The organism is Jeongeupia chitinilytica (assembly GCF_014652315.1).
In the GTDB taxonomy this organism is placed as follows: domain Bacteria; phylum Pseudomonadota; class Gammaproteobacteria; order Burkholderiales; family Chitinibacteraceae; genus Jeongeupia; species Jeongeupia chitinilytica.
In genome coordinates this window covers 104,812-128,108 of record NZ_BMYO01000009.1, presented here as the reverse complement: position 1 = coordinate 128,108, position 23,297 = coordinate 104,812, and the positions used below count along the sequence as shown (strand labels likewise).

Here is a 23,297-nt window from a genome sequence, read left to right as displayed (position 1 = left end):
GGTCATGGCCCGGCCTGTTTAGCGCGGCCGACGCGGCCATTTGAGGGCCGGCGCATGTCAGCTGCTTTTGTCGTAGCGGTCGTTGCTGCCACTACGTTGGAAGCGAGCTTACAATCAATCGCGTGGCCGCAACAGCCCGCCGCCCGGCAGGACCGCTTGCCCGCGACAGGCGGCTGCGGTTCAATCGCGGCCATGCCGATTTCCTGCCGTCCCGCCTGTGCCGCGTGTTGCATTGCACCGTCGATCACCAGCCCGATTCCGGGCATGCCCGACGGCAAACCGGCCGGTGTACCGTGCATCCAGCTGACCGACGATCTGCGCTGCGCGATCTTCACCGATCCGGCGCGCCCGGCCGTGTGTGGCGGGCTGCAGGCCGAGGCCGCGATGTGCGGTCCGGACCGCCTGCATGCGCTGGCCTGGCTGACCGAACTCGAGCACGCGACCGCACCGTGAGCGGCCGACACCCCCCGTGAATAAAGACCGCCTTCGGGCGGTCTTTTCGTTGGCACGGACGAGCGTACCGCGTTGCGGCAGGCTGCGCGGCATCCGGAGCGCCGCCCCATGGCGCCGCCGCCCCTGGATTGGCGTGTGTCCGGCTTGCTACGGCCTCGTCGAACGGCGGCTTCAACTCGCGGGCGGTGCGCACCACGGTTTCACGGTCGCACAGCCGGATTTCAATCATCGCGTTCGCACCGGGGCCCTCGGCTTCCCTCTCCCTTGCAAGCCGGTTGAAGGTCACGGCGCGACGCCGGCGTGCTCCTTCCGCCAATCCGGCCTGACCGGCCGTCAGCAGCAGCCATCGGGCGCGGCCGGGCGCGCGAGTGCGCTCGGCGATGTCGCCACGTGCCAGCCGCAGCGCCCTGTACCGGGCTTCGAGCATCGTGTGCTGCGCGCCGAGCCTCGGCCCGTTCGCCTTCTGCGGAAGGGACGGGCGGTCCCGATGCCTGCAGGCTGCCGTGCTGCGTCAGTGGCTGCTTACAGCCTAGAAATGTTAATGAGAATCGATCGTGTTAGCATTCGCATTCGATCCTGTATTGAACTTTCTTGCCAACATCATGTCCGCACTCGCTTTCCTGTTGTGCCTGACCGCCGCGTCGCTGGCTTACCTGTCGTCGCCGCAGCAGCGGCTGCTCGCCGTTCGGAGCGCCGGCCGCCGTTCGCGCCGCCTGGCCGTGCTGCTGGCAATCGCGGGGACCGGCGTCTGGATGGGCGCCGCCGACGTCGCGTCCGGGCTGGTCGCCGCACTGCTGGTGATGATGCTGACGAGCGTTGCGCTGCCCTACCTGGCGCTGCTGGTGCCGGAGCGCCGCTGATGTGGGGCAAGCTGATCGCCGCGACCGTGCTCGGCCTGCCGCTGTCCACCTTTTCCGTCGGTGCGGTGCTGTACGCCTGGCCCGGGCCGTGGCAGGACGGCATGGTGCCGGGAATGCTGGCGATCCTGCCGGTCTGGCTGGCCGTGGTCGCCGCCAGCCCGCTGTTCCGCAGCGCGCCGCGCGCCTGGGGCTCGCTGGCGCTGGCGACGCTCGCGGCGTTCGCCGCATTGAGCGCCGCGCGGACGCTGGGAGGCTGAGCCAATGAAATCCGCTTCGCTGCGTCTGTACAAGCAACTGCACACCTGGAGCGGCATCATCGCCGGCTTTGCACTGTTCATTGCGTTTTACGCCGGTGCGATCACCGTGTTCCACGAGGAGCTCGCCGTCTGGCAGACGCCGGCCATGCGGCAGGCCACGGTCGAGCGCATCGACGACGCCGGCGCGCGCATCGCGGCCTTCCATGCTGCCCATCCGGAACTGAAGGGCCAGTTCGCGATGATGCTGCCGTCCGCGCACGATCCGGCACTGACTGCGTGGTGGTTCGATGCGCCGGCCGGTGCATGGCAGCACCGTGCACTGGCGGAGATCGGACGCGGCAGCGCCGTCGCGCCGCAGTCCGACCTCGCCGAGTTCGTCAACACGCTGCATTTCTCGCTCGGCCTGCCGGTCGCCGGCATCTGGGTGATGGGCATCGTGTCGCTGCTGTACGGGCTGGCGCTGGTGTCGGGGCTGATCGTGCACCTGCCGGTGTTGCTGAAGGACCTGTACGCATTGCGGCCGGGTGCAAACCTCAAGCGCTTCTGGCAGGACGCGCACAACGTCATCGGCGTGCTGAGCCTGCCCTTCCACGTGATGTTCGCGATCACCGGCGCGCTGTTCTGCCTGTACGGCTTCGTGTTCGCGGTCTTTGACCAGGGCGTGGCCGGGGGCCGGCTGGCGGGCGAGTTCGAGACCGCAACCAGTGCTGCCGTCACGCGGGCGCCGGCCGGCCGGCCTGCGGCCATGCTGTCCCCGGTTGCACTGCTGGAAAAGATACATGCGGTGGCGCCGGACATGGAGGCCAACTGGCTGCGCTTCATCAACTACGGCGACCGGAATGCCACGGTCGAGATCCGCGGGGCGTCGCCGGGTACGCTCGGCCCCTATGGCGGCATCGGCCTCGACATGGTCACCGGCGACGTCCTCAAGCTCGAAGTGCCGGGGCAGCGCACGGTCAACCAGGCGGTGCTCGGTGGCGCCTACGGCGTGCATTTCGGCAGTTTCGGCGGCGTGCTGGTGCAGTGGCTGTATTTCGTGCTCGGCCTTGGCGGCGCCTTCCTGTTCTATTCGGGCAACCTGCTGTGGATCGAGGCGCGACGCAAGCGCCAGACGCCGGCGCAGCCGCTGAAGGCACGGCGCATGGCGCAGGCCACCGCCGGCGTGTGCATCGGCAGCTGCGCGGCCATCTCGGCCGCCTTTGTCGCCACCATGGCGGCCCATGCGGCCGGTGCCGATCCGGCCGTCTGGGCGCGCGCGGCCTGCTTCGCCACCTTCGCACTGTTGCTGGGCTGGTCCTTCCGTCGACCACCGGCGCAGGCCGCGATCGATCTGCTGAATGCCGCGGCCGTGCTGTCGGCGGCGATTCCGCTGGCCAACGGCATCGCCACCGGCGACCACCTGTTCGTGACCGCCGCGCGCGGCGAATGGGCGGTGTTCGGCGTCGATGCCATGGGGCTGGTGCTCGCGGCCGGCTTCGTCGCGCTGGCCCGCGCCTGCCGGCGGCGTGCACGGCAGGGTCAGCCCAACAGCGTCTGGACGCTGGCCGCGGCGTGACCGCACGGATTCGTTTTCAGCCGCCCGCAGAGGCGGCCTTCATCACTGCAATCCCAGGGAAATGAGCTTCATCATGAATCGTACACAGACACTGCGCCCGCTGATCGCGGCGATGGCGCTGGCATTTGCCGCGGCCGGGGTTCGGGCCGAGGAAACCCGGCTCGATACCGTCAGCGTCAGCGCCAGCGCGCTCGAAGACGCCCAGGGCCCGGTATACGGCTACGTTGCCAAACGCAGCCGCACCGGCAGCAAGACCGACAGCCCGCTGGTCGAGATTCCGCAATCGGTGACGGTGATCACCAAGGAGCAGCTGCAGGATCAGGCGGTGTCGGGCATCGACCAGTCGCTGCGCTACAGCTCGGGGGTCGTCGGCGGCGCCTATGGTGCCGATGCCCGCAGCGACTGGCTGCTGGTGCGCGGCTTCACGCCGGCGTTCTTCCTCGACGGCATGACGCTGCCCAACGGCGCCTGGACCGGCCAGTCCCGGGTCGAGCCGTACGGGCTCGAGCGCGTCGAAGTGCTCAAGGGGCCGTCGTCGGTGCTGTACGGCCAGCTGCCGCCGGGCGGCATGGTCAACATGGTCAGCAAGCGGCCGACCGACGCGGCCACGGGCGAAGTCGGCGTCGAAATCGGCAGCTTCAACCACAAGCAGGCGACGGTCGACCTGAGCGGCCCGCTCAACGCCGAGGGCACGTGGCTGTACCGGCTGACGGCGCTGGCGAGCGACAGCGACACCAGCATCGATCACGGCGAGGACAAGCGCTATTTCATCGCGCCGGCGCTGACGTGGAAGCCCGATGCCGACACTTCGCTGACCTTCCTCGCGCGTTACCAGAAGGCCGAAACCGGCAATCCGGGCGGCTTCCTGCCGGCGCAGGGTACGCTGCTGTCCAATCCCAACGGCTCGATTTCGCCGTCGTTCGACCCGGGCGAGCCGGATTACGACCGTTACGACAAGGAAATGAAGTCGATCGGTTACGAATTCGCCCATGTCGTCAACGACACCTGGACGGTGCGGCAGAACCTGCGCTTTGCCGAAACCGACGTGCTGCACGACATGGTCGGCGCGAACGGCCTGCAGGCCGATCTGCGCACGCTGAACCGCTATGTCTACACGCCGCACGACAAGACCAAGATGTTCGGCGTCGACAACCAGGCCGAGGCACGCTTCAGCACCGGCACGCTGCAGCACGTGGTGCTGGCCGGTCTCGATTACCGCAAGACCAACGACCACGCGACCTCGGGCTTCGGCGCTGCGCCGCCGATCGACGTGTTCGATCCGGTCTACGGTGCCGACATCGTCACGCCGGCCAACAGCAGCGACGTCACGCAGAAGCAGAGCCAGCTCGGCCTTTACCTGCAGGACCAGATCAAGCTGGACCGCTGGGTACTGACCCTGAGCGGTCGTCAGGACTGGGTCGACACCGACGTGCACGACAATCTCAGCGGCAAGGACAGCTCGCAGGACGACCGGGCGTTCACCGGTCGCGCCGGGCTGAACTACGTGTTCGATTCGGGGCTGGCGCCGTACGTGGCCTACTCGACCTCGTTCCAGCCGACGCTGGAACGCTCGTTTGCCGGCGAGGTCTTCAAGCCGACCACCGGCGAGCAGTACGAGGGCGGGATCAAGTACCAGCCGACCGGTACCAACCACATGGTCACCGCCGCGCTGTACCAGACCACGCAGGAAAACGCGCTGACGGTCGATCCGGACCATGCGTTCCATTCGGTGCAGCAGGGCGAGATCCGGGTGCGCGGCTTCGAATTCGAAAGCAAGTTCAACTTCCGCCCCGGCTTCAACGTCATGGCGTCGTACACCTACAGCGACAGCGAAGTGACCAAGAGCAACGATCCGGCGACCTTGGGCAAGGAGGTGGCGCTGCTGCCCAGGCACCAGGCGGCGCTGTGGGCCGACTACACGCTGCAGGGCGGCAACTGGGCCGGTCTGGGCTTCGGCGCCGGCGTGCGTTACGTCGGCTCGAGCTACGGCGATGCGGCCAACCAGTGGCAGGCCGATCCCTACACGCTGGTCGACCTGTCGGTGCACTACGACATCAAGGACTGGCGCATGCAGCTGTTCGTCAGCAACCTGACCGACAAGGAATACATCACCGCGTGCAACAGCATCAACTGGTGCTACTACGGCTACGAACGCACGATCACCGCATCGGCCCGCTACCGCTGGTAAGAGGTCGCAGACGAAAAAGACCGCCTCCGGGCGGTCTTTTTCATTGGATGGCGGGATGACGGCGCCGGACGCACGCCGCCTTCGCGCAGCCAGGTGCCGGCCACGTCATCCGGTGCGGGGACGCGGGCCGCCCGATTGCCGGCGATCGCGGCAAGTATTCACGGTCACGGCCAACAGGTTGCATTGGGCAACATAATGACTGTCGATGGACGACGGTTCCCGATCCGGTGACGGTGCGAACCATCGCCTCGCTAGTTTCCCTGATTGCCGCACGCCGGCAAACAGTCAGACTCGTCGGTAACAAGGAGCCTTGCATGAATACGCATCTGTGGCCGGACCTGCTCAAGGCCGTCCGGCACGAAGTCACCCCGGCGCTGGGCTGTACCGAGCCGATCTCGCTGGCGCTGGCCTGTGCGATTGCGCGGCGCGAGCTCGGCGCCGTTCCGGAACGGATCGTGGCGAAGGTATCGCCGAACCTGATGAAGAACGGCATGGGCGTGACCGTGCCGGGTACCGGCACCGTCGGCCTGCCGATTGCCGCCGCTGTCGGCGCGCTCGGTGGCGATCCGGACGGGCGGCTCGAAGTGCTCAAGGGGCTGGACGCCGGGACCGTCGCCGCCGGCAAGGCCATGCTGGCCGCGCAGCAGGTCGGCGTCGGCATCGCCGACGTGCCGAACATCCTTTATGCCGAAGCGCGGCTCGAGGCCGGCGGCCACTGGGTGCGCGTGTGCATCGCCGATGCACATACCCACGTCGTGCGGATCGAGAAGGACGGCGAAACGCTGTTCGAGGCGGAGTCCTGTCGCGGCGACGACGAGGTGGCGTACTCGCTCACCGGCGTCACCGCCCGCGACGTCTACGATTTCGCGACCACGGCACCGTTCGACGACATCGCCTTCATCCTCGAGGCTGCGCGACTCAACGACGCGCTGTCGGTCGAGGGCATGGGCGGCGACTACGGCCTGCACATCGGCGCCACGCTCAAGCGGCAGATGCACAAGGGCCTGCTGTCCGACGACCTGCCGACGCAGATCCTGATCCGTTCGACCTCGGCATCGGATGCGCGCATGGGCGGCGCGACGCTGCCGGCGATGAGCAATTCGGGCTCGGGCAACCAGGGCATTGCCGCAACGATGCCGGTGGTGGTGGTCGCCGAACATCTCGGCGTCGGTGACGAAACACTGGCGCGGGCGCTGATGCTGTCGCACCTGATGGCGATCTACGTTCACGACAAGCTGCCCAGACTGTCGGCGCTGTGCGCGGTGACGACGGCGTCGATGGGCGCCGCTGCCGGCATCGCGTGGCTGCTGCGCGGCGGTTACGACGCGGTGGGCATGGCGATCTGCAGCATGGTCGGCGACATCGCCGGCATCATCTGCGACGGGGCGTCGAACAGCTGCGCGATGAAGGTCTCGACCTCGGGCTCCGCCGCGTACAAGGCGGTGCTGATGGCGCTCGACGATTCGCGCGTCACCGGCAACGAAGGCATCGTCGCCGACGATGTCGACGCGTCGATCGACAATCTGTGCGCGCTGGCCTGCGGCAGCATGGTGCAGACCGACCGGCAGATCATCGAGATCATGGTCAAGAAGAACAACTGCTGACGCGCTGCCGGCCGGTTTTCGGTACGGGCCGGCGTCGCCGGGACCACGGTCTTCGTCCGGTATCCGGTGCGCTGTGCGGGTTCGGCCCCTTTCCGGCGCGCAAGGTGTCGAAGTGGCGCGGCGCACCCCGAGGATGCATGCCGGAATCGTGGCGAGCGCCGGTGCCAGAACCGGCGTGGTGGAAGTAAAAAGGGATGGCCCGGGCCATCCCTTTTTGCACGCCGTCGGCACCGCTCAGACGTGGTCGACGGTATCGCGTACGGCATTGCGGTGGTGGCGCAGTGCCGGCATGAATTCGTGGATCGGCATCGGCCGGCCGAAGTAGTAACCCTGCAGGTAGCGCACGCTGAGCGCCCGCAGGTAGTCGCGCTGGGCCGCGGTTTCGACGCCCTCGGCGACCAGATCGATGTCGAGCCGGGTGGCGAGCTCGACCAGCGTGTCGAGCAGGTGGCCCGACAGCGTGTCGGCACCGATGCGCTTGACGAAGCTCTGGTCGATTTTCAGTGCGTCGACGGTGAAGCGCTGCAGGTAGTTGAGGCTGGCATGGCCGATGCCGAAGTCGTCGATCGCCACCTTGACGCCGATCGCATCGAGCTGCTGGAACAGCAGGTCGGTGTCCTCGGTCGGCTCGATCAGTTCGCGCTCGGTCAGTTCGAGCCACAGCTCGACGGTACCGGGCGGAAACGCGGCAAGGAAGTCGCGGCAGTCGTCGAGCAGTTGCGGGTCGCGGCAGTGCGCCGCGCTGATGTTGAAGCCGATGTGGCAGCACGGCGGCAGTTCGGCCGCGTGTGGCGCCAGTACGGTGGCGACCTGCTGCATCAGGTCGCGGGTCATCGGCAGGATCAGCCCGGTCCGCTCGGCCATCGGAATGAACAGGTCGGGCCGGATCAGCCCTTCGCCGGGCAGGTGCCAGCGCATCAGCACTTCGGCGCCGATCCAGCGGCCGTCGCGCGCATCGACGATGGGCTGCAGGAAGGGTTCGAACTGCTTCGCTTCGAGTGCGCGCCGCAGGGTGGCGCGTGGCGAGCTGGGCCGGCCGAGCAGCCGGTAACAGATCAGCCCGGCCAGCAGGCCGACGAGGACGGTCAGGACCAGTAGCGGCAGGTTGTAGTTGAACAGGTGTGTTTCGATCGATCCTTCACGGGAGCCGGCAATGATGGTGTAGGGATGTCTGGCGGATGTCCGGCGTGTGAACGCATCGTCCATGTACGGAATCGGCGTGTCGCTGACGTTGCCGCTCAGGTCCATGTGCAGCTTGCCGACGACGAAGTACAGATCGCTTTCCTGCACCGACAATTGCAGTGCCGCATGCAGGTAACGGCCGTCGATGACCGACAGCACCGAGCCGTCGGCGACCGGGGTGCGGACGACGAGCAGCGGCACGTCCGGCGTCGTGGTGTTGCCGGCCATCAGCAGCAGCCGGCCGTCGACATAGTTCTGCGGTCCGACATCCTGACTGACCGGGCCAAGCAGCGACGTGCAGTAGAGATGGCCGTGCATCGCCAGATTGACCGAACGGACGAAGGGAACCGTCGCCACCTGCCATTGCAGGGCACTCTGCACATTGTTGTCGCACGGCGCGCCGACCCGGAACCGGACCGCTTCGGCGGCCTGTCGGCCGTTGTCCAGTATCTGGTCCAGCCGCTTGATCGCCTGGGCAACCGACAGGTCGGCTTCGTGCTGCAGCTGCCAGCGGGCCTGGAGGATGCCGATGCCGAGGCCGAGCAGCGGCAGCGTCAGCGCGACCAGGGCCGAGATGAGCAGGCGCGACCAGATCCGGCTGCGGGTCGGCTCCGCCTGGGGGAGGCCGCTGCCGGTGTTCGTCGGGTTGCGGAACAGCAGATGGGCAATTCGTCGTGGCATGGACTGGGGGGTACCGGACCTCGGGGCAGGTGCTTTCATCGTAGGCAAAGATCAGGGGATGCTTGATTTTAGGTCGCCATCACCGGCCCGGATTGGCAGCATTTGGCGTGCGGCAATTGTTCGGCCTCCTGCGCGATGCACCCGGAGGACGGTTGCGGCCCCCATCATTGCGCAACCTGTTGAGGATGATAACAATTCTCGTTAATATGGCGGACTGAAGGGCCGCGCCTGCGTTCGCGGCCGAACGAATCGCACAAAGGAAACGAGATGGAAACCAATCCCTACGGCATCGCCGCGCTCTGGGCGCAGGGCGATTTCGTGACCCGCAGCGTGGCCATCCTGCTGCTCGTGATGTCGATCGCCTCGTGGTGCGTGATCCTGGTCAAGGCATGGCGCCTGGTGAAGCTCAAGCGCCAGGCCAGCGCGGCCAGCAACGATTTCTGGCACCAGCGCGATTTCGCCGCCGGCCTGACCGTGCTCGGTGAAACCCGTGCGGCGAACCCGTTCCGCCATCTGGCCGAGGAGGGCGCCGATGCGGTCGCCCACCACGCGCACAACAAGAACGACCTGCACGGTGCGCTCAACGTCAGCGACTGGGTGACCAGCAACCTGCGCCGCGCGATCGACGACGCCCAGCAGTCGATGCAGTCGGGGCTGTCCATCCTCGCGTCGGTCGGCTCGACCGCGCCGTTCGTGGGCCTGTTCGGCACGGTCTGGGGTATTTACCACGCGCTGGTCGGCATCGGCGTGTCGGGCCAGGCGACGATCGACAAGGTCGCCGGTCCGGTCGGCGAGGCGCTGATCATGACCGCCTTCGGCCTCGCGGTCGCGATCCCGGCGGTGCTCGGCTACAACGCGCTGGTGCGCGGCAACAAGGCGGTGGCGATGCAGCTGTCGCGCTTTGCCCACGACCTGCACGCCTACTTCGTCACCGGTTCGCGGGTCGGCAGCACGGCCGCGTCGCCGGCCCCGGCGCTGAACGTCGTCAACGGGAGCAAGTGATGGCGTTCGGCAGCCTCGACGACAATGAAGACGTGATGAGCGAAATCAACATGACGCCGCTGGTCGACGTCATGCTGGTGCTGCTGATCATCTTCATCATCACCGTCCCCGTGATCAACCACGCGGTGAAAATGGACCTGCCGCGTGCGGCCAACCAGCCGCAGGAGGTCAAGCCCGAAAACATCGCGCTGTCGATCGACGCCGGCGGCCAGCGTTTCTGGCAGGGCGAGAAGATCGACGAGACGGTGCTCGAAGAGCGGCTCAAGTCCGCAGCGGAGAAGAAGCCGCAACCCGAGCTGCACCTGACCGCCGACCGCAACGTGCGTTACGAGGTTGTCGCCCAGACGATGGCGGCCGCACAACGCAGCGGGCTGGAGCGCATCGGTTTCGTCACCGACCCCAAGGCGCAGTAAGCGCACCGTCCGGCCACCGCAACGCCCGCTTCATGCGGGCGTTGGCGTTTTTTTCAAGGCCAAGCGTTTACGCTGCGCGATCCGGCCGTCATCGGGCATGCTGGGCACACTGGCAGAAACCGACCTGGAGAACGCGATGTGGAACGACATTGCCGCTGCGATCCGTGCCGCCGGGGCCACGGCCGGCGAATCCGGCGTGGCGCGTCCGGTGGGCGGCGGCGACATCAACGCAGCGTACCGCTTCGAAACCGGGACGCACCGCTATTTCGTCAAATGCAATCGCAGGCCTGCACGCCCGATGTTCGATGCCGAGGCCGCCGCGCTGACCCAGCTGGGTGCGCGCATCCGCGTGCCCCAGCCGGTCTGCACCGGCGTGACCGGCGATACGGCCTTTCTGGTGCTCGAGTGGCTCGACCTCGCACGCCACGGCGACGATGCGCGCCTGGGCGAGGCACTGGCCGACGTGCACCGGCTGACGATGCCGCGCTACGGCTGGGACATCGACAACACCATCGGCAGCACGGCACAGGCGAACGGCTGGCTGGGCAACTGGGCCGATTTCTGGGCGCGGCGCCGGCTGGCCCCGCAGCTGGCGCTGGCCGCCACCCGAGGCGCGCATTTCCATGAGGGCGAGACGCTGCTGGCGCAGCTGCCGGTGCTGTTCGACGGCCATGCGCCGGCGGCCTCGCTGCTGCACGGCGACCTGTGGTCGGGCAACGCGGCCTTCCTCGCCGACGGCATACCGGTACTGTTCGATCCGGCCAGCTACTTCGGCGACCGCGAGACCGATCTGGCGATGACCGAGCTGTTCGGCGGTTTCTCGCCGCGCTTTTACGACGCCTACCGTGCGGCCTGGCCGCTCGACGCCGGCTACGCGGTGCGGCGTACGCTGTACCAGCTTTACCACGTGCTCAACCATTTCAACCTGTTCGGCGGGCACTATCGTCATGAGGCCGGGTCCATGATGGGACGCCTGCTGGCCGAACTGCGCTGACGGCCGCTGCCGCTGCGATAAAATCGACAAAACACCACTGGATACCGAATGGAAGCCATTCTGCGAACGATGGTCAGCGCGTCGACCGACCGCGCCTTCGACCTGTTCCGCGAGCTCGTCGACACGATGCGCCCGCGCGATCATGCCGACGCCGTTGCCGCCAACAATGCGGTACAGGCGCTGGCCTACCTGCTCGAACAATCGGGCGACTTCCGTGCCGCCTTGCGGCGCCACCTGCTGCACCTGCTGTCGACGCGCAAGCAGGTCCAGCTCTACACCGACACCGGCATCCTCTCGAACGAGACCTTCTACACCGCGCTGACCCGCCGCATCGGTTACCGCCTGTTGCCGCCGGTGTTCAACCGCTATTCGCTCAAGGACGTGTTCGGCGCGCTCTTCCACAAGAAAACCGACTACGTCTGGCTCGAGTCGATCAGCCGCGACGCGTGGCTGGCGCTCGGCCGGGCCATGCATTTCCACGACGAAACCGACCAGGCCAGCATCAACAAGACCCGCCTGCAGGTGCTCGAAGCGATCCAGGTGCTGTCGTGCCGGCTCTCGGCGATCGGCCTCGAGCCCGAGCTGGTGCGCAACAACCCGGACATCGAGCGCTTCGAGTCGTCGTTCGTGCGCCAGAACGTCGAAACGCTCGCCTACATCGAGCACTATCGCCAGTCGATGATCGACGAGGCGCTGCCGGACGAGGACGTCCGGCCCATTCTCGTGCTGCTCGACCAGTGCGAGGAGTGGCTGACCCGGGCGAGGAAAAGCGCGGCGAAGAACGGCATCTCGGTCGGGCTGACCTACCATCTGGTGCGGATCTACCAGCACGTCGAGCGCATGCGCATGCTGTTGCTGCTGATCGACCCGGTGCCGAATCCGGACAAGGCCGAGCTGGTGATCGACGGCCTGGTCGCGCTGGTGCGCGCCGAGAACCGCAAGTACCGGATCCGCGATGTCTTCGCCGACAACACGTCGCTGCTGGCGCTGCAGGTGACCGAACACGCCAGCCACACCGGCGAGCACTACATCGCCGAAACGCGCAGCGAGTGGCGCGACATGTTCAAGTCGGCCGCCGGGGCCGGCGTCATCGTCGGCTTCATGGCGCTGCTCAAGCTGCTGACCGCCAAGGCGCACATCCCGCTGCTGCTCGAGGCCATCCTGTTCGGCCTGAACTATGCGCTCGGCTTCATGCTGATCCACATGCTGCACTTCACCATCGCGACCAAGCAGCCGGCGATGACGGCGGCGAAAATTGCCGCGACGATCCATGCCGGCAGCAAGCGCAACAAGCAGCGCATCGATCTCGACGAACTCGCGGGCATGATCGTCAAGGTGGTGCGGACGCAGTTCATCGCCATCGTCGGCAACGTGGCCCTGGCGATGCCGGTGGCGCTGCTGATCGCGATGACGTGGAACTGGTATTTCGGCGTGCCGCCGGTCGATACCGCCAAGGCCGACCACCTGCTGCACGACCTGTCGCCGATCGCCAGTCTGGCGGTGTTCCACGCGGCGATCGCCGGTTGCTGCCTGTTCCTGGCCGGGCTGATTTCGGGCTACTACGACAACAAGGCGATCTACAACCGCATTCCGGACCGGGTCGCGGCGCTGCCGTGGCTGAACTGGCTGCTCGGCGAATCGCGTGCCAGGCGGCTGGCCAAATACATCGAGCACAACCTTGGTGCGCTGGCCGGCAACTTCTACTTCGGCATGATGCTGGGCATGATCGGCACCGTCGGCTTCCTGCTCGGCCTGCCGATCGACATCCGCCACATCACCTTTTCGTCGGCCTATCTGTCGTTTGCCGCCGTGGCGTACAACTTCCAGCTCGACTGGCACGTCGTCGCCATCTCGGTGCTCGGGATCGCGCTGATCGGCATGACCAACCTCGCGGTCAGCTTCGGCCTGGCGCTGTGGGTTGCGCTGCGTTCGCGCAAGCTGACCTTCGAGGCGACCAAGCCGCTGCTGGGCAAGCTGGTGCGCCGCTTCCTGCGCCATCCCGGCGAATTCTTCTTCCCGCCGGCGGCGGCCAGGCCAGTGGCGGCCGAGCCGCTGCAGGCGTTGCCCAACCATCAGGAGACCGTACGTGAATGGGTACGATTGCGTCGCCAACGCGCTGGTTGAGACCGGCTGGTGCGTGCTGCCGGGCTTTCTGAGCCCGGACGAAGTCAACGCGCTGGTCGCGGCGTCGCGGTCGCGCCGGGACGACTTTGCACGTGCAGGCATCGGCCGGGCCGGCGGTCACGCGGTCAACGCGACGATCCGCGGTGACGAGGTGCTCTGGCTCGACGACGGCGATCCGGCCGCGGCGGTTGCGCTTGCGCGGCTCGACGCGTTGCGCGGCGAGCTCAACGCCGCGCTCTATCTCGGTCTGGCCGAACTCGAGTGCCATCTGGCGGTCTACCCGGCAGGGCACTTCTACACGCGCCATCTCGACCAGCACCGCGGCGAAGACACGCGGGTCGTCACCATCGTGCTGTACCTGAATCCCGAATGGGGCGAGGACGACGGCGGCGAACTTCGGCTGTATCTCGATGACGGCAGCCACACCGACGTCGCGCCGCACGGCGGTACGCTGGCGGTGTTCATGTCCGACCGCTTCGAACACGAGGTAAGGCCGGCGCGGCGCGAGCGCTGGTCGCTGACCGGCTGGTTCCGCCGCCGTGGCTTGTGACTTGCTGCACAGCGGCGGGACGTTGCCGCGATTAAAATATGGGCAACCCAAACCCTCAGGAGGCAGGATCATGACGACCCGCCGCATGCTCGGCGCGACCACGCTGGTCGCTGCCGCACTGTTCGCGACCGGCTGTGCCAACACCTCGTCGAACGTCTACAACCGTGACCAGATGATGCAGGCTGCAACCGTGCAGTCCGGCGCGATCGAGAATATCCGCTCGGTGAAGATGGAAGACTCGACCGGTGTCGGCACCGTGGCCGGTGGCGCGATCGGCGGCATTGCCGCCGGCGGCAACATCGGTGGCGGCAACGGCCAGATCGTCGCCGGCATCCTCGGCGCCATCGTCGGCGGCCTGGCCGGCAACGCGATCGAGAAGGGCGTGACCCAGCAGGATGCGTACGAAGTGACGGTCAGGCTCGACAACGGCCAGCGCATGGTCATCGTGCAGAAGGCCGACGCGCCGCTGGCGGTGGGCCAGCGCGTCGACATCCTCACCGACCACAAGAGCACCCGCGTGGTCCCGGCCGGCAGCGGCATCGTTCCGCAGGGGGCACCGCAAGCAGCTCCGATGTGACCGCGGTACGCAGCTGAACTGAACGGAGCGGCCCCTTGCGGGCCGTTCTGCCGTTCCGCGCTCAGGCCTGGCCGGTGACGCCCTGCCAGCGCTTGGTCTCCGCGGTGCGACTCCGCACCGTGCCGGATTCCGGCGCTTGCGCTTCGAGGACCGGATAGGCGATCGCGCAGACGTGCGAGTGGATGCGCCGCAGGTCGCGCAACACGTCGAGGTGCAGCGAGCTCGAGGCGATGCTTTCGGGCACGCCGTCGCGCAACCGGGCCAGATGCGCGTCGGCGGCGAGCCGGCCGAGTTCGCGCACGTTCGGCTTGCCGGCGAGCAGCGCCTGCGCGGTCCGCTCGTCGCCGGACATGAACACCGACTGCGCGCGGTGGAAGCTGTCGAGCACCGCCTGGTGCAGCCGGCTCAGCTCGGCCGCGCCGTCGTGCGAGAAGCTCAGCTGGCCGCGCACCTTCTTGCCGGCCAGCTCCATCAGGTTCTTGTCGACGATGTCGCCGATGTGCTCCATGTTGATGACGAAGCCGATGATCGCCATCGCCCGTGCCGCATCCTGCGGCGACAGGCTTTCGCGGGTGATGTCGGTCACGTAGAGCTTGATCGCCTCGTGCAGCCGGTCGACGGCGTTGTCGCGACGGGCGATGTCGGCAATCCGCTGCCGGTCGTCGCCGAGCAGTGCCGGCATGCTGGCCCGCAGCATGTCTTCGACGATGTCGGCCATGTGCAGCGCTTCGCGCGTCGCGCAGGTCAGCGCCAGCGAGGGTGTGGCGATGGCCGACGGGTCGAGGTAGTGCGGCGCATCGGGCTGGTCGGCGGTGCCGTGCTGGTCCGGAAACACGCGTTCGAGCAGTTTCGACACCGGCTTGAGCAGGCCGATGAAGACCAGCGCGATGCCGAGGTTGAGCAGGGTGTGGAAATCGGCCACCAGCGCGCCCGGGTCGGGCCACAGCCGCCCCAGCGCGTGCGCAAGGGGGCCGACCGCCGTCAGCAGCACCAGGCAGCTGCCGCCGCGCAGCAGCAGGTTGCCGGCCGGCAGCCGGCGGCGCAGGTTGTCGTTGCCCTTGTTGCCCTCGAACCACGGATTGAGCGCACTGCCGATGTTGGCGCCGAGCACCATGGCCAGCGCGGTGCTGGCCGGGATCGCGTGCGAGCCGGCGAGCGACATCACCAGCAGCACGGTCGGGATGCTCGAATGCGCCAGCCAGGTCAGCAGCGCGGCGATGAATGCGTTCGGCAGCGGCTGGTCGGCCAGCACGTCGAGGATGGCGCGCATCGCCGGCGCGGCTTCGGCCGGCTGCATGGTTTCGACCAGCAGCCGCAGCGCCAGCAGCATCAGGCCGATGCCGATGAAGGCGCGGCCGAAATCGCGCGTCTGCGAGCCCTTGCCCCGCTCGAACATGAACAGCCCGGCGATCAGGCACAGCGGCGAAACCCAGCCCAGATGCAGCGAGAAGGCCTGGACGATCAGCGTCGAACCGAGATTGGCACCGAGCATGATCGCCAGTCCGGCAATCGGCGTCAGCACCCGGCGCGCGGCAAACGAGGTCGCCAGCAGGCCGGTGGCGGTGCTGCTCTGCAGTACCGTGGTGATCGCCATCCCGGCGAACAGCGCACGCCAGCGGCTGCCGAGACTGCGGCCCATCAGCTGTCGCAACGACGCGCCGAGGGCGCGCATGAAGCCGGTTTCGACCATGTGCAGCCCCCAGGTCAGGAGGGCGACACCACCGGCAAGATGAAGCAGAACGGTCATCATGCTCGTTCTCCCCAGCCCGGAATGCGGCATCCCGGAAGGGCAGCCCGGCCTTTGTCCTGCCCGGCCGGTGCTGCGTTCTAATTGCGCTTATGTCACCAGTCTTGACCATGGCCGCCGGTTTGGTCGCCCGGCAGCGTCAATTCGGCCAGACGGACGTCGGCGGCTGCGGCACCTGCGCAACACGTCCTGCCGGGCGAGCGGGATTCAGGCCGGGCGGCGGGACCATCCGAACGGCTGCTTCCAGCGCTCGCTGAGCAGTACGCCGGCCAGCGTCAGCACGCCGCCGACAAGGTGATACCACGCCAGCCTTTCGTGCAGGACCGGCGTCGCGGCGATCAGCGCGGTGAACACCGGCGACAGGTTGAACAGCAGGGTAGTGCGGCTGGGACCGGCCTTCGCGACGCCGGTCATCCACAGCAGCGGTGCCAGCATCGACGCGAACAGCCCGGCGTACAGCACCAGCGGAATGTTGGCGGCCGAGAGCCCGGCCTTGGGCGAGGCGAGGTAGAGCGGGAACAGCAGCACCACGGCGACCAGCACCTGCAGGTACAGCAGCAGCAGCGACGGCAGCCGGATCTGCCACTTCTTCAGCAGCACGCTGTAGAGCGCGTACGCCAGCGTGGCGATCAGCATCAGCGCGTCGCCGCTGCCGACGCCGTGGTGCAGCAGCGCCGCGCTGCTGCCGCCGGAAACGACGATCAGCACGCCGGCGAACGAAACCACCGAGCCGGTGATCGCGCCCAGCGTCAGCTGCTGGCCGAGCAGGGCGATCGCCAGCGCCAGCGCCATCATCGGCATCAGCGACAGGATGATGCCCATATTCGTTGCCGAGGTACTGTGCGCGGCATAGTAGGCGAGGCTCTGGTAAACGACCATGCCCAGTAGCCCGAGCACGACGATGCGCCCGGCCTGCGCCCGGACCGCTGCGCGGTGCTGGAGCAGCGGGCGCAGCATGAAGGGCGTGAACAGCAGCGCGGCGAGCAGCCAGCGGTAGAAACCGATTTCGGCCGGCATGATCGCGCCGGCTGCGAGCTTGTTGACCACGGTGTTGGCGGCCCAGATCAGCACGGCCAGAACGGGGAGGAGGAGGGGCATGGCTTCACCTTGCGACGTATTGCCATGGATTGTCCGCCTGTCTGCCTGTCCGCATATACTGAGAACCGGACAGATCATCCGCGTATCCGGACAGCATGGCCCACCAGTATTCACCCCGCCGCGATTTCGACCATTTGCCGTATCCGGTGTGCTTCCGCTTCGATGCGCTGGCCGCCGATACCGAATGCGAGCTGCATCACCATGCCTGGGGGCAGCTCAACTACGCCGAGCGCGGCGTGATGCAGATCGACGTCGGCGGGCAGCGCTTCATCTCGCCGCCGCAGTACACCGTGTGGCTGCCGCCCGGCGTCGTGCACGGCACCTACAACCAGCAGCCGGTGCTGTACCGCGCGCTCGATCTCGATCCGTCGCTGTGCGGCGCCTTGCCGGCGCAGCCGTGCATGCTGGCGATCAGCGCGGTACTGCGGGCCATCCTCATCGACTTCGCCGAACGCCAGGTTGCCGTGCCGGACAGCGACGCCGACCGCCGGCTGGCGCAGGTTGTCGTCGACCAGCTTGGCCGCGCGCGGGTCGAGCCGCGCTACCTGCCGCTGGCCAGCACGCCGTCGCTGCAGCAGGTGCTCGCCGCGCTGCAGCGCGAGCCCGGCGACAACCGCACTGCCTCGGAATGGGCCGAAACGGTCCACCTGACCGAGCGCACGCTGGCGCGGTACTGCCAGCGCGAACTGGGAATGAGTCTGGGCGAGTGGCGGCAGCGCCTGCGCTTCCTGCACGCGATCGAGCTGCTCGACAAGGGGCGCAGCGTTCAGGCGATCGCGCTCGACCTCGGCTACAGCACGAGTTCGGCGTTCATCGCGATGTTCCAGCGTCAGGCCGGTACCACGCCCGAGCAGTACCGGCGCGAATTGCCGGGCACATGAAAAACGGCCCCGTCCGGGGCCGCTGGTGTACGAGGTGGGGCGGGCTCAGAAACCGAGTCGCTGGCAGATCGTGCTGACCGCGCCGGCGGCGTTCAGCGTGTAGAAGTGCAGCCCCGGCGCGCCTTGCGACAGCACCCGGTCGGACAGCTCGGTGACGAAATCGAGGCCGAAGGCGCGGATCGACGCCGAATCGTCGCCGAACGAGGCCAGCCGCAGCTTGAGCCAGCGCGGGATTTCCGCGCCGCACATGTCGGAGAAGCGCGACAGCTGGCTGAAGTTCTGGATCGGCATGATGCCGGGGACGATGGGGATGGTGACGCCGCGGCTCTGCACTTCGTCGACGAAGCGGAAGTAGGCGTCGGCGTTGAAGAAGTACTGGGTGATCGCCGCGTCGGCGCCGGCGTTGACCTTGCCGACGAAGGCGCGCAGGTCGGCCTCGGCGCTTTGCGCCTGCGGGTGGTACTCCGGGTAGGCGGCAACTTCGATGTGAAACCAGTCACCGTGCTGTTCGCGGATGAAGGCGACGAGTTCGTTGGCGTAGCGGAATTCGCCGACGTCGACCATGCCCGACGGAATGTCGCCGCGCAGCGCGACGATGCGGCGGATGCCGTGTTCGCGGTAGCTCGTCAGCAGCTCGGCAATGGTCGCGCGGGTCGAGCCGATGCACGACAGGTGCGGCGCGGCCTGATGGCCTTCGGACTGGATTTCGAATACCGCGTTGCGCGTGCCGTCCTGCGTGGTGCCGCCGGCGCCGAAGGTCACCGAGAAGAACTCGGGCTTGAACTGGGCGAGCTGGCGGCGGGTGTTGCGCAGTTTCTCGACGCCTTCGGGCGTCTTGGACGGGAAGAATTCGAAGCTGATCGGCGGGCGGGTCATGGCATGGTTTCGGTAAACGGTCCCGGCCATCTTACCATTGCCCCGCCGGCCTTTACCTGCCGGGTACGTGCATTCGGCTCATGTCGGCGTGAGCTTGACGGGCGGTGGCGCGAGTTCCCCGGTCGTCCCGCCGACGGCATCGGCACGTTGCGGCGTACGCTTGGGTTGCTGCCGCAGCCGTGCGCGCCGCCGCGCACAGCACCAGGGTAAGGGACGCTTCATATCCATGCTCCGAGCAGGGGAGAGATCAACACCATGGCGATGCCGGCCATCGTCATGGTCAGGCTGGCGACGACCCCTTCTTCGTCGCCGATTTCACGTGCTTTGGCCGTGCCGGCGCCGTGGCTGGCGGCGCCGAACATTGCACCGCGTGCCATGCGGGAGCGCAGCGGCAAGAACCGCATCACCGTTTCGCCGATCGCCATGCCGAACACGCCGGTGACGACGACGAAGAGCGAGGTCAGCTCGCGCGAGCCGCCGAAGGCATCGGTGGCGACGACGGCGAACGGCGTCGAGACCGAACGCGACAGCAGGCTGTGGGTGACTTCGTCGGGCAGCCGGAACAGCCTTGAAAGCAGATACGACGAGCCGATGCCGAGCACGATGCCGGCGATCACGCCGATCGTCAGCGTCAGCGGATTGCGGCGGATGATCTCGCGCTGGTCGTAGATCGGTACGGCGAAGGCGATCGTCGTCGGCCCGAGCAGCCAGACCAGCCAGCGGGCGTCGGCGTTGTAGACCGGATAGGGGATGCCGGCGAGCAGCACGATGGCGCCGAGGATCAGCGGCGCGAGCAGGATCGGCGCGAACCAGATCCTGCGGTGGCGGCGGTACAGCCATTTGCAGCCGTAATAGACGGCAATGGTCAGGACGAAACTGATCAGCGCGAGGGGCGAGGAGGACATCACAGGACTCCGGCCAGTTCGCGGCGGCGCGATTTGGCCCGGATGCGGCGGCGGTGCTCCCAGCGGAACACGATGTCGACGACCAGCGCGGTACCGGCCATGACGATCAGTGTACCGAGGCCGATCACCGCAATCAGCGGCAGGCCTTCGGCCTTGAACAGCGTGCCGAACTGGACCACGGCGATGCACGGCGGAATGAAGAACAGCAGCATCTCGGCCAGCAGCCATTCGGCGCCGCGGCGGACGGTGTCGGCCCGCATCAGGCCGCTCATCAGCAGCGCCAGCACCACGCCGAGCCCGATCACGCTGCCCGGAATCGGCGAATGCACGGCGCGGGCAAACCAGTCGGTGGCGAACCAGATGGCAAAGATCAGCAACAGTTGGGCCAGCAGCCGGAACAGGCTGGCGGCGCGCGAGGTAGCCATGACGGCCTCCCTGAGTACACAGCCCGCAGTGTAGGCCTGCGCGTTGATTACAAGGATGAATTATCCTTATGAAATCAATGCCGATTTGGAATGATCTGCGATGGAACTGCGAACCCTGCGCGCCTTTGCCGAAGTCGCCCGTTGCGCCAGCTTCACCCTCGCGGCTGAAAAGCTGTGCGTGACGCAGCCGACAGTGAGCAAGCTGGTGCGCCAGCTCGAGGACGAACTGGGCCAGACGCTGCTGGTGCGCGACGGCAAGCGGCCGCGGCTGACCGACGCCGGCAGCGTGGTGCTCGGTTATGCCGAACGGCTGCTCGGCGACGCCGCGCAGTTGCGCGCCGAACTCGACGGGCTGTCGGGGCTGGCGCGCGGCGAGCTGCGCATCGGCGTGCCGTCGCTCGGCGGCCGGGTGTTCGTCGCGCTGATCAGCGAGTTCAAACGCAAGTATCCGGGGGTCGAGCTCAAGCTGTTCGAGGACGGCGCGATCGCGATCGAGGCCGCGCTGCTGGCCGGTGAACTCGAACTCGGCGGCCTGCTGCATCCGATCGACGATCCGCGCTACCGGACGCTGACGCTGGTGCGCGACCGGCTGGCGCTGATTGCGCCCGAGCGCTCGGCGTGGGCACACCGGCCGGTGGTGGCGCTGGCCGACCTCGCCGACGAACCGTTCATCCTGTTCACGCCGGGTTTTGCGCTCAACGACCGCATCACCGGCGCGTGCGCCGCGGCGGGTTTCGCGCCGCAGGTCGCCGGCCGCAGTGGTCAGCCCGGGCTGATCGCGGCAATGGTGCGCGGTGGCATCGGCATCGCGCTGCTGCCGGCGTCCGAAATCGCCGCGTCGGCCCAGGAAGGGCTGACCGTCTGCACGCTCGAAGCCGATATCCCGTGGGAGATCGCGCTGGCGTGGCCGCGCGATGCCTACCTGTCGCACGCTGCACGTGCCTGGCTGGCGCTGGCGCAGGCGCGTTACGGCTGACGCACGTCGGTCAGAGCGAGGTTGACCGGGGCATCGGAGAAGCGCGCGGCGCGGGCATCGCGCAGCCCCGGCCGGACCTCGGTCAGCACGCCGTAGAGCTCGGGGCGCCGGCCCTGCATCCAGCGCCGGCCCGAACACAGCGGCAGCAGGCCGAGGTCGAGCTCGGCTTCGACCAGTGCATCGGCGGCGGCCCACGTCTCGGCAAGGATGCGGCCGTACGGGTCGAGCACCATCGCGTTGCCGGTCCGCACCTCGTCGTCGTCCTCGCCGACGCCGTTGGCGAACACGATGAACAGGCCGTTGTCGTGCGCGCGTGCCGGCAGCCAGCGCAGCAGCCATTCGCGCCCGTTCGGGCCGCGGAATGCCGCCTCGATCGCGGCCGGATCGGCGTGGCGGTTGCGCCAGACCGGCAATGGAATCTTCTTCATCGCATGCGGGCTGCGCGAATCGGTGCCGCCGGTCTGGTGCGGTGCGAGCAGTACCGTCGCGCCGAGCAGCGCGGTGGCGCGGGCGTTCTCGACCAGATTGTTGTCCCAGCAGATCAGCACGCCGACGCGCACGCCCCACGGCGTATCGAACACCGTGTAGCGGTCGCCGCTGGCGATCGCCGGATGCTCGAACGCGTGCAGCTTGCGGTGGCAGTGCACCTGGCCGTCGGGCAGGCAGACCGCGTAGGCGTTGTAGAGCCGGCCGTCGTCGCCGCGCTCGATGAAGCCGGCGCCGATGCCGATGCCGTGCCGGAGCGCCAGCGCCCGGACGGCGGAGACCGACGGGCCGTCCAGCGGTTCGGCCAGCGCGGCGACGGCTGCTGCGTCGAGCCTGGGCACGTGCCAGTAGCCGGTGATGCACATTTCCGGCAGGGCGAGCAGCTGCACGCCGCGGCGGGCGGCCTCAAGCGCGAAGTCGGCAATGCGGCCGAGGTTGTAGGTCTTGTCGTTGGCGCGATGCTGGAACTGCACCGCGGCGACGCACAGCGTTTCGGTCATGGTGGGGACTCCGGTACATGCCGGCGGGCCGGCGACACCGACGATTTAAGCACCGTGCGCGCGCGCCGGATAATGATGGATTTTCCGGTTGGTGATAACCTGAAGGAATGGAAATCCGTCTGCTTCGCGCCTTTGTCGTTCTCGCCGACTGCCTGCATTACGGTCAGGCCGCGAGCCGGCTGTGCCTGACCCAGCCGGCGCTGACCAAGCAGATCCGCGTGCTCGAAGACCGGCTCGGCGCGCCGCTCCTCGTTCGCGGCCGGCACGGTGCGGCGCTGACCGGTTTTGGCGCCGACTTCCTCGGCGAAGCGCGCGAGCTGCTGGGCCGTGCCGATGCGCTCGACGAACGTGCTCGGCGGATGGTCCGTGGCGAAGCGGGGCGGCTGGCCATCGGTTTCGGTCTGTCCAGCCTGCAACTGGCGCCGCAGCACATCGCCGCCTTCCGCCGTCATCATCCGGACGTCGAGATCGGTCTCGAGGACATGTCGTCGGCCGAGCAGGTCGAGCGCTTGCTGGACGGCCGCCTGCAGCTCGGCTTCGTGCGGCTGCCGGTCGTCGCACCGCTGGCCAGCCTGCCGCTGCTGACCGACAGGCTGGTGCTGGCCGTCGGCGACGGCGTCGATCCGCTGCGACCGCCAACCCTGTTGCGGCTGGCACGCCATCGGGGCCCGGGGCTCGCCGGCGAGGTCGACCGTCTGCTCGACCACTGGGCCGGGCAGGGCTACGTGCCATCGGCCGTCCATGAAGCCGGCGACATCCAGACCCTGCTGGCGCTCGCCGCGGCCGGCATCGGTGCCGCGCTGGTACCCGAGAGCGCGGTGCGCATCCTGCCGCCGGGCGTACGCATCGTACGGCCGGGCACCGACCTGGTCTGGCAGACCGGTCTGGCCTGGCTGCCGCAGGCCGGCAGCCCGTTGCGTGACCGTTTCATCGCGCTGCTGCGCTAGCCGCCGGCCTGCCTAT

23 protein-coding genes are annotated in these 23,297 nt (G+C 67.8%); 15 read left to right on the top strand and 8 right to left on the bottom strand.

Annotated elements, in window-relative coordinates:
* Positions 1-192: 192 nt before the first annotated feature.
* From IE097_RS16290 to IE097_RS16265, 6 genes are all read left to right on the top strand, one after another.
* A complete protein-coding gene (locus IE097_RS16290) occupies positions 193-453 on the top strand; it encodes a YkgJ family cysteine cluster protein (protein WP_189461920.1) in 261 nt (86 codons plus the stop codon).
* A gap of 602 nt (positions 454-1,055) precedes the next feature.
* Entirely contained in the window at positions 1,056-1,313 is a 258-nt protein-coding gene (locus IE097_RS16285; RefSeq protein ID WP_189461919.1) for a hypothetical protein, read from the top strand.
* Entirely contained in the window at positions 1,313-1,570 is a 258-nt protein-coding gene (locus IE097_RS16280; protein WP_189461918.1) for a hypothetical protein, read from the top strand. The genes IE097_RS16285 and IE097_RS16280 overlap by 1 nt, the downstream gene beginning before the upstream one ends.
* A 4-nt stretch (positions 1,571-1,574) precedes the next feature.
* Positions 1,575-3,125, top strand: a complete 1,551-nt coding sequence (locus tag IE097_RS16275) for a PepSY-associated TM helix domain-containing protein (RefSeq protein ID WP_189461917.1) — start codon at positions 1,575-1,577, stop codon at positions 3,123-3,125.
* A gap of 73 nt (positions 3,126-3,198) precedes the next feature.
* Positions 3,199-5,313: a TonB-dependent siderophore receptor gene (locus IE097_RS16270; RefSeq protein ID WP_229797631.1), complete on the top strand. Its 2,115-nt coding sequence runs from the start codon at positions 3,199-3,201 to the stop codon at positions 5,311-5,313.
* A gap of 314 nt (positions 5,314-5,627) precedes the next feature.
* The gene (locus IE097_RS16265; protein WP_189461915.1) at positions 5,628-6,917 is read left to right on the top strand and encodes an L-cysteine desulfidase family protein; all 1,290 of its coding nucleotides are present in this window, start codon (positions 5,628-5,630) and stop codon (positions 6,915-6,917) included.
* Positions 6,918-7,151: 234 nt separating this feature from the next.
* Here IE097_RS16265 and IE097_RS16260 read toward each other — a convergent pair whose 3' ends face one another.
* Positions 7,152-8,780, bottom strand: a complete 1,629-nt coding sequence (locus IE097_RS16260) for an EAL domain-containing protein (protein WP_189461914.1) — start codon at positions 8,778-8,780, stop codon at positions 7,152-7,154.
* Positions 8,781-9,047: 267 nt separating this feature from the next.
* Between IE097_RS16260 and IE097_RS16255 the strand changes: the two genes are divergently transcribed.
* From IE097_RS16255 to IE097_RS16230, 6 genes are all read left to right on the top strand, one after another.
* Complete coding sequence (locus tag IE097_RS16255) at positions 9,048-9,782, top strand: MotA/TolQ/ExbB proton channel family protein (RefSeq protein ID WP_189461913.1); 735 nt, start codon at positions 9,048-9,050, stop codon at positions 9,780-9,782.
* Positions 9,782-10,195 (top strand): ExbD/TolR family protein, encoded by a 414-nt coding sequence (locus tag IE097_RS16250; RefSeq protein ID WP_189461912.1) that lies wholly within the window; start codon positions 9,782-9,784, stop codon positions 10,193-10,195. Before IE097_RS16255 ends, IE097_RS16250 begins: the two co-directional genes overlap by 1 nt.
* A 97-nt stretch (positions 10,196-10,292) precedes the next feature.
* Entirely contained in the window at positions 10,293-11,189 is an 897-nt protein-coding gene (locus IE097_RS16245) for a fructosamine kinase family protein (RefSeq protein WP_229797630.1), read from the top strand.
* Between the two features lie 48 nt (positions 11,190-11,237).
* On the top strand, positions 11,238-13,313 hold the full coding sequence (locus IE097_RS16240; RefSeq protein ID WP_189461911.1) for a site-specific recombinase: 2,076 nt from the start codon (positions 11,238-11,240) through the stop codon (positions 13,311-13,313).
* Positions 13,276-13,863 carry a 2OG-Fe(II) oxygenase gene (locus IE097_RS16235; protein WP_229797629.1) on the top strand — a complete coding sequence of 196 codons (588 nt, stop codon included), beginning with the start codon at positions 13,276-13,278 and terminating at the stop codon, positions 13,861-13,863. The genes IE097_RS16240 and IE097_RS16235 overlap by 38 nt, the downstream gene beginning before the upstream one ends.
* 70 nt (positions 13,864-13,933) lie before the next feature.
* On the top strand, positions 13,934-14,440 hold the full coding sequence (locus tag IE097_RS16230) for an outer membrane lipoprotein (protein WP_189461910.1): 507 nt from the start codon (positions 13,934-13,936) through the stop codon (positions 14,438-14,440).
* Between the two features lie 61 nt (positions 14,441-14,501).
* On the opposite strand, the gene IE097_RS16225 is transcribed toward IE097_RS16230, so the two are convergent.
* Complete coding sequence (locus IE097_RS16225) at positions 14,502-16,190, bottom strand: Na/Pi cotransporter family protein (RefSeq protein ID WP_189461909.1); 1,689 nt, start codon at positions 16,188-16,190, stop codon at positions 14,502-14,504.
* Positions 16,191-16,394: 204 nt separating this feature from the next.
* Complete coding sequence (locus IE097_RS16220; protein WP_189461908.1) at positions 16,395-17,285, bottom strand: DMT family transporter; 891 nt, start codon at positions 17,283-17,285, stop codon at positions 16,395-16,397.
* A 95-nt stretch (positions 17,286-17,380) separates the two neighbouring features.
* Between IE097_RS16220 and IE097_RS16215 the strand changes: the two genes are divergently transcribed.
* Positions 17,381-18,166: an AraC family transcriptional regulator gene (locus IE097_RS16215; protein ID WP_189461907.1), complete on the top strand. Its 786-nt coding sequence runs from the start codon at positions 17,381-17,383 to the stop codon at positions 18,164-18,166.
* Positions 18,167-18,211: 45 nt separating this feature from the next.
* Here the strand turns inward: IE097_RS16215 and metF are convergent, their stop codons facing one another.
* The 4 genes from metF to IE097_RS16200 form a co-directional block, all read right to left on the bottom strand.
* Positions 18,212-19,042 (bottom strand): methylenetetrahydrofolate reductase [NAD(P)H], encoded by an 831-nt coding sequence (metF, locus tag IE097_RS16210; protein ID WP_189461906.1) that lies wholly within the window; start codon positions 19,040-19,042, stop codon positions 18,212-18,214.
* 78 nt (positions 19,043-19,120) lie between these two features.
* Positions 19,121-19,264, bottom strand: coding sequence for a hypothetical protein (locus IE097_RS19410; RefSeq protein ID WP_203539690.1), 144 nt, complete (start codon positions 19,262-19,264; stop codon positions 19,121-19,123).
* The gene (locus IE097_RS16205) at positions 19,261-19,947 is read right to left on the bottom strand and encodes an LrgB family protein (RefSeq protein ID WP_189461905.1); all 687 of its coding nucleotides are present in this window, start codon (positions 19,945-19,947) and stop codon (positions 19,261-19,263) included. The genes IE097_RS19410 and IE097_RS16205 overlap by 4 nt, the downstream gene beginning before the upstream one ends.
* Complete coding sequence (locus IE097_RS16200) at positions 19,947-20,372, bottom strand: CidA/LrgA family protein (RefSeq protein WP_189461904.1); 426 nt, start codon at positions 20,370-20,372, stop codon at positions 19,947-19,949. Before IE097_RS16200 ends, IE097_RS16205 begins: the two co-directional genes overlap by 1 nt.
* 100 nt (positions 20,373-20,472) lie before the next feature.
* Here IE097_RS16200 and IE097_RS16195 point away from each other — a divergent pair, with 100 nt between their 5' ends.
* Positions 20,473-21,348: a LysR family transcriptional regulator gene (locus IE097_RS16195; protein WP_189461903.1), complete on the top strand. Its 876-nt coding sequence runs from the start codon at positions 20,473-20,475 to the stop codon at positions 21,346-21,348.
* On the opposite strand, the gene IE097_RS16190 is transcribed toward IE097_RS16195, so the two are convergent.
* Positions 21,339-22,334, bottom strand: coding sequence for a nitrilase family protein (locus IE097_RS16190; RefSeq protein ID WP_189461902.1), 996 nt, complete (start codon positions 22,332-22,334; stop codon positions 21,339-21,341). The genes IE097_RS16195 and IE097_RS16190 overlap by 10 nt on opposite strands.
* A gap of 107 nt (positions 22,335-22,441) precedes the next feature.
* Here IE097_RS16190 and IE097_RS16185 point away from each other — a divergent pair, with 107 nt between their 5' ends.
* Positions 22,442-23,281: a LysR family transcriptional regulator gene (locus tag IE097_RS16185; RefSeq protein WP_189461901.1), complete on the top strand. Its 840-nt coding sequence runs from the start codon at positions 22,442-22,444 to the stop codon at positions 23,279-23,281.
* Positions 23,282-23,297 lie beyond the last annotated feature (16 nt).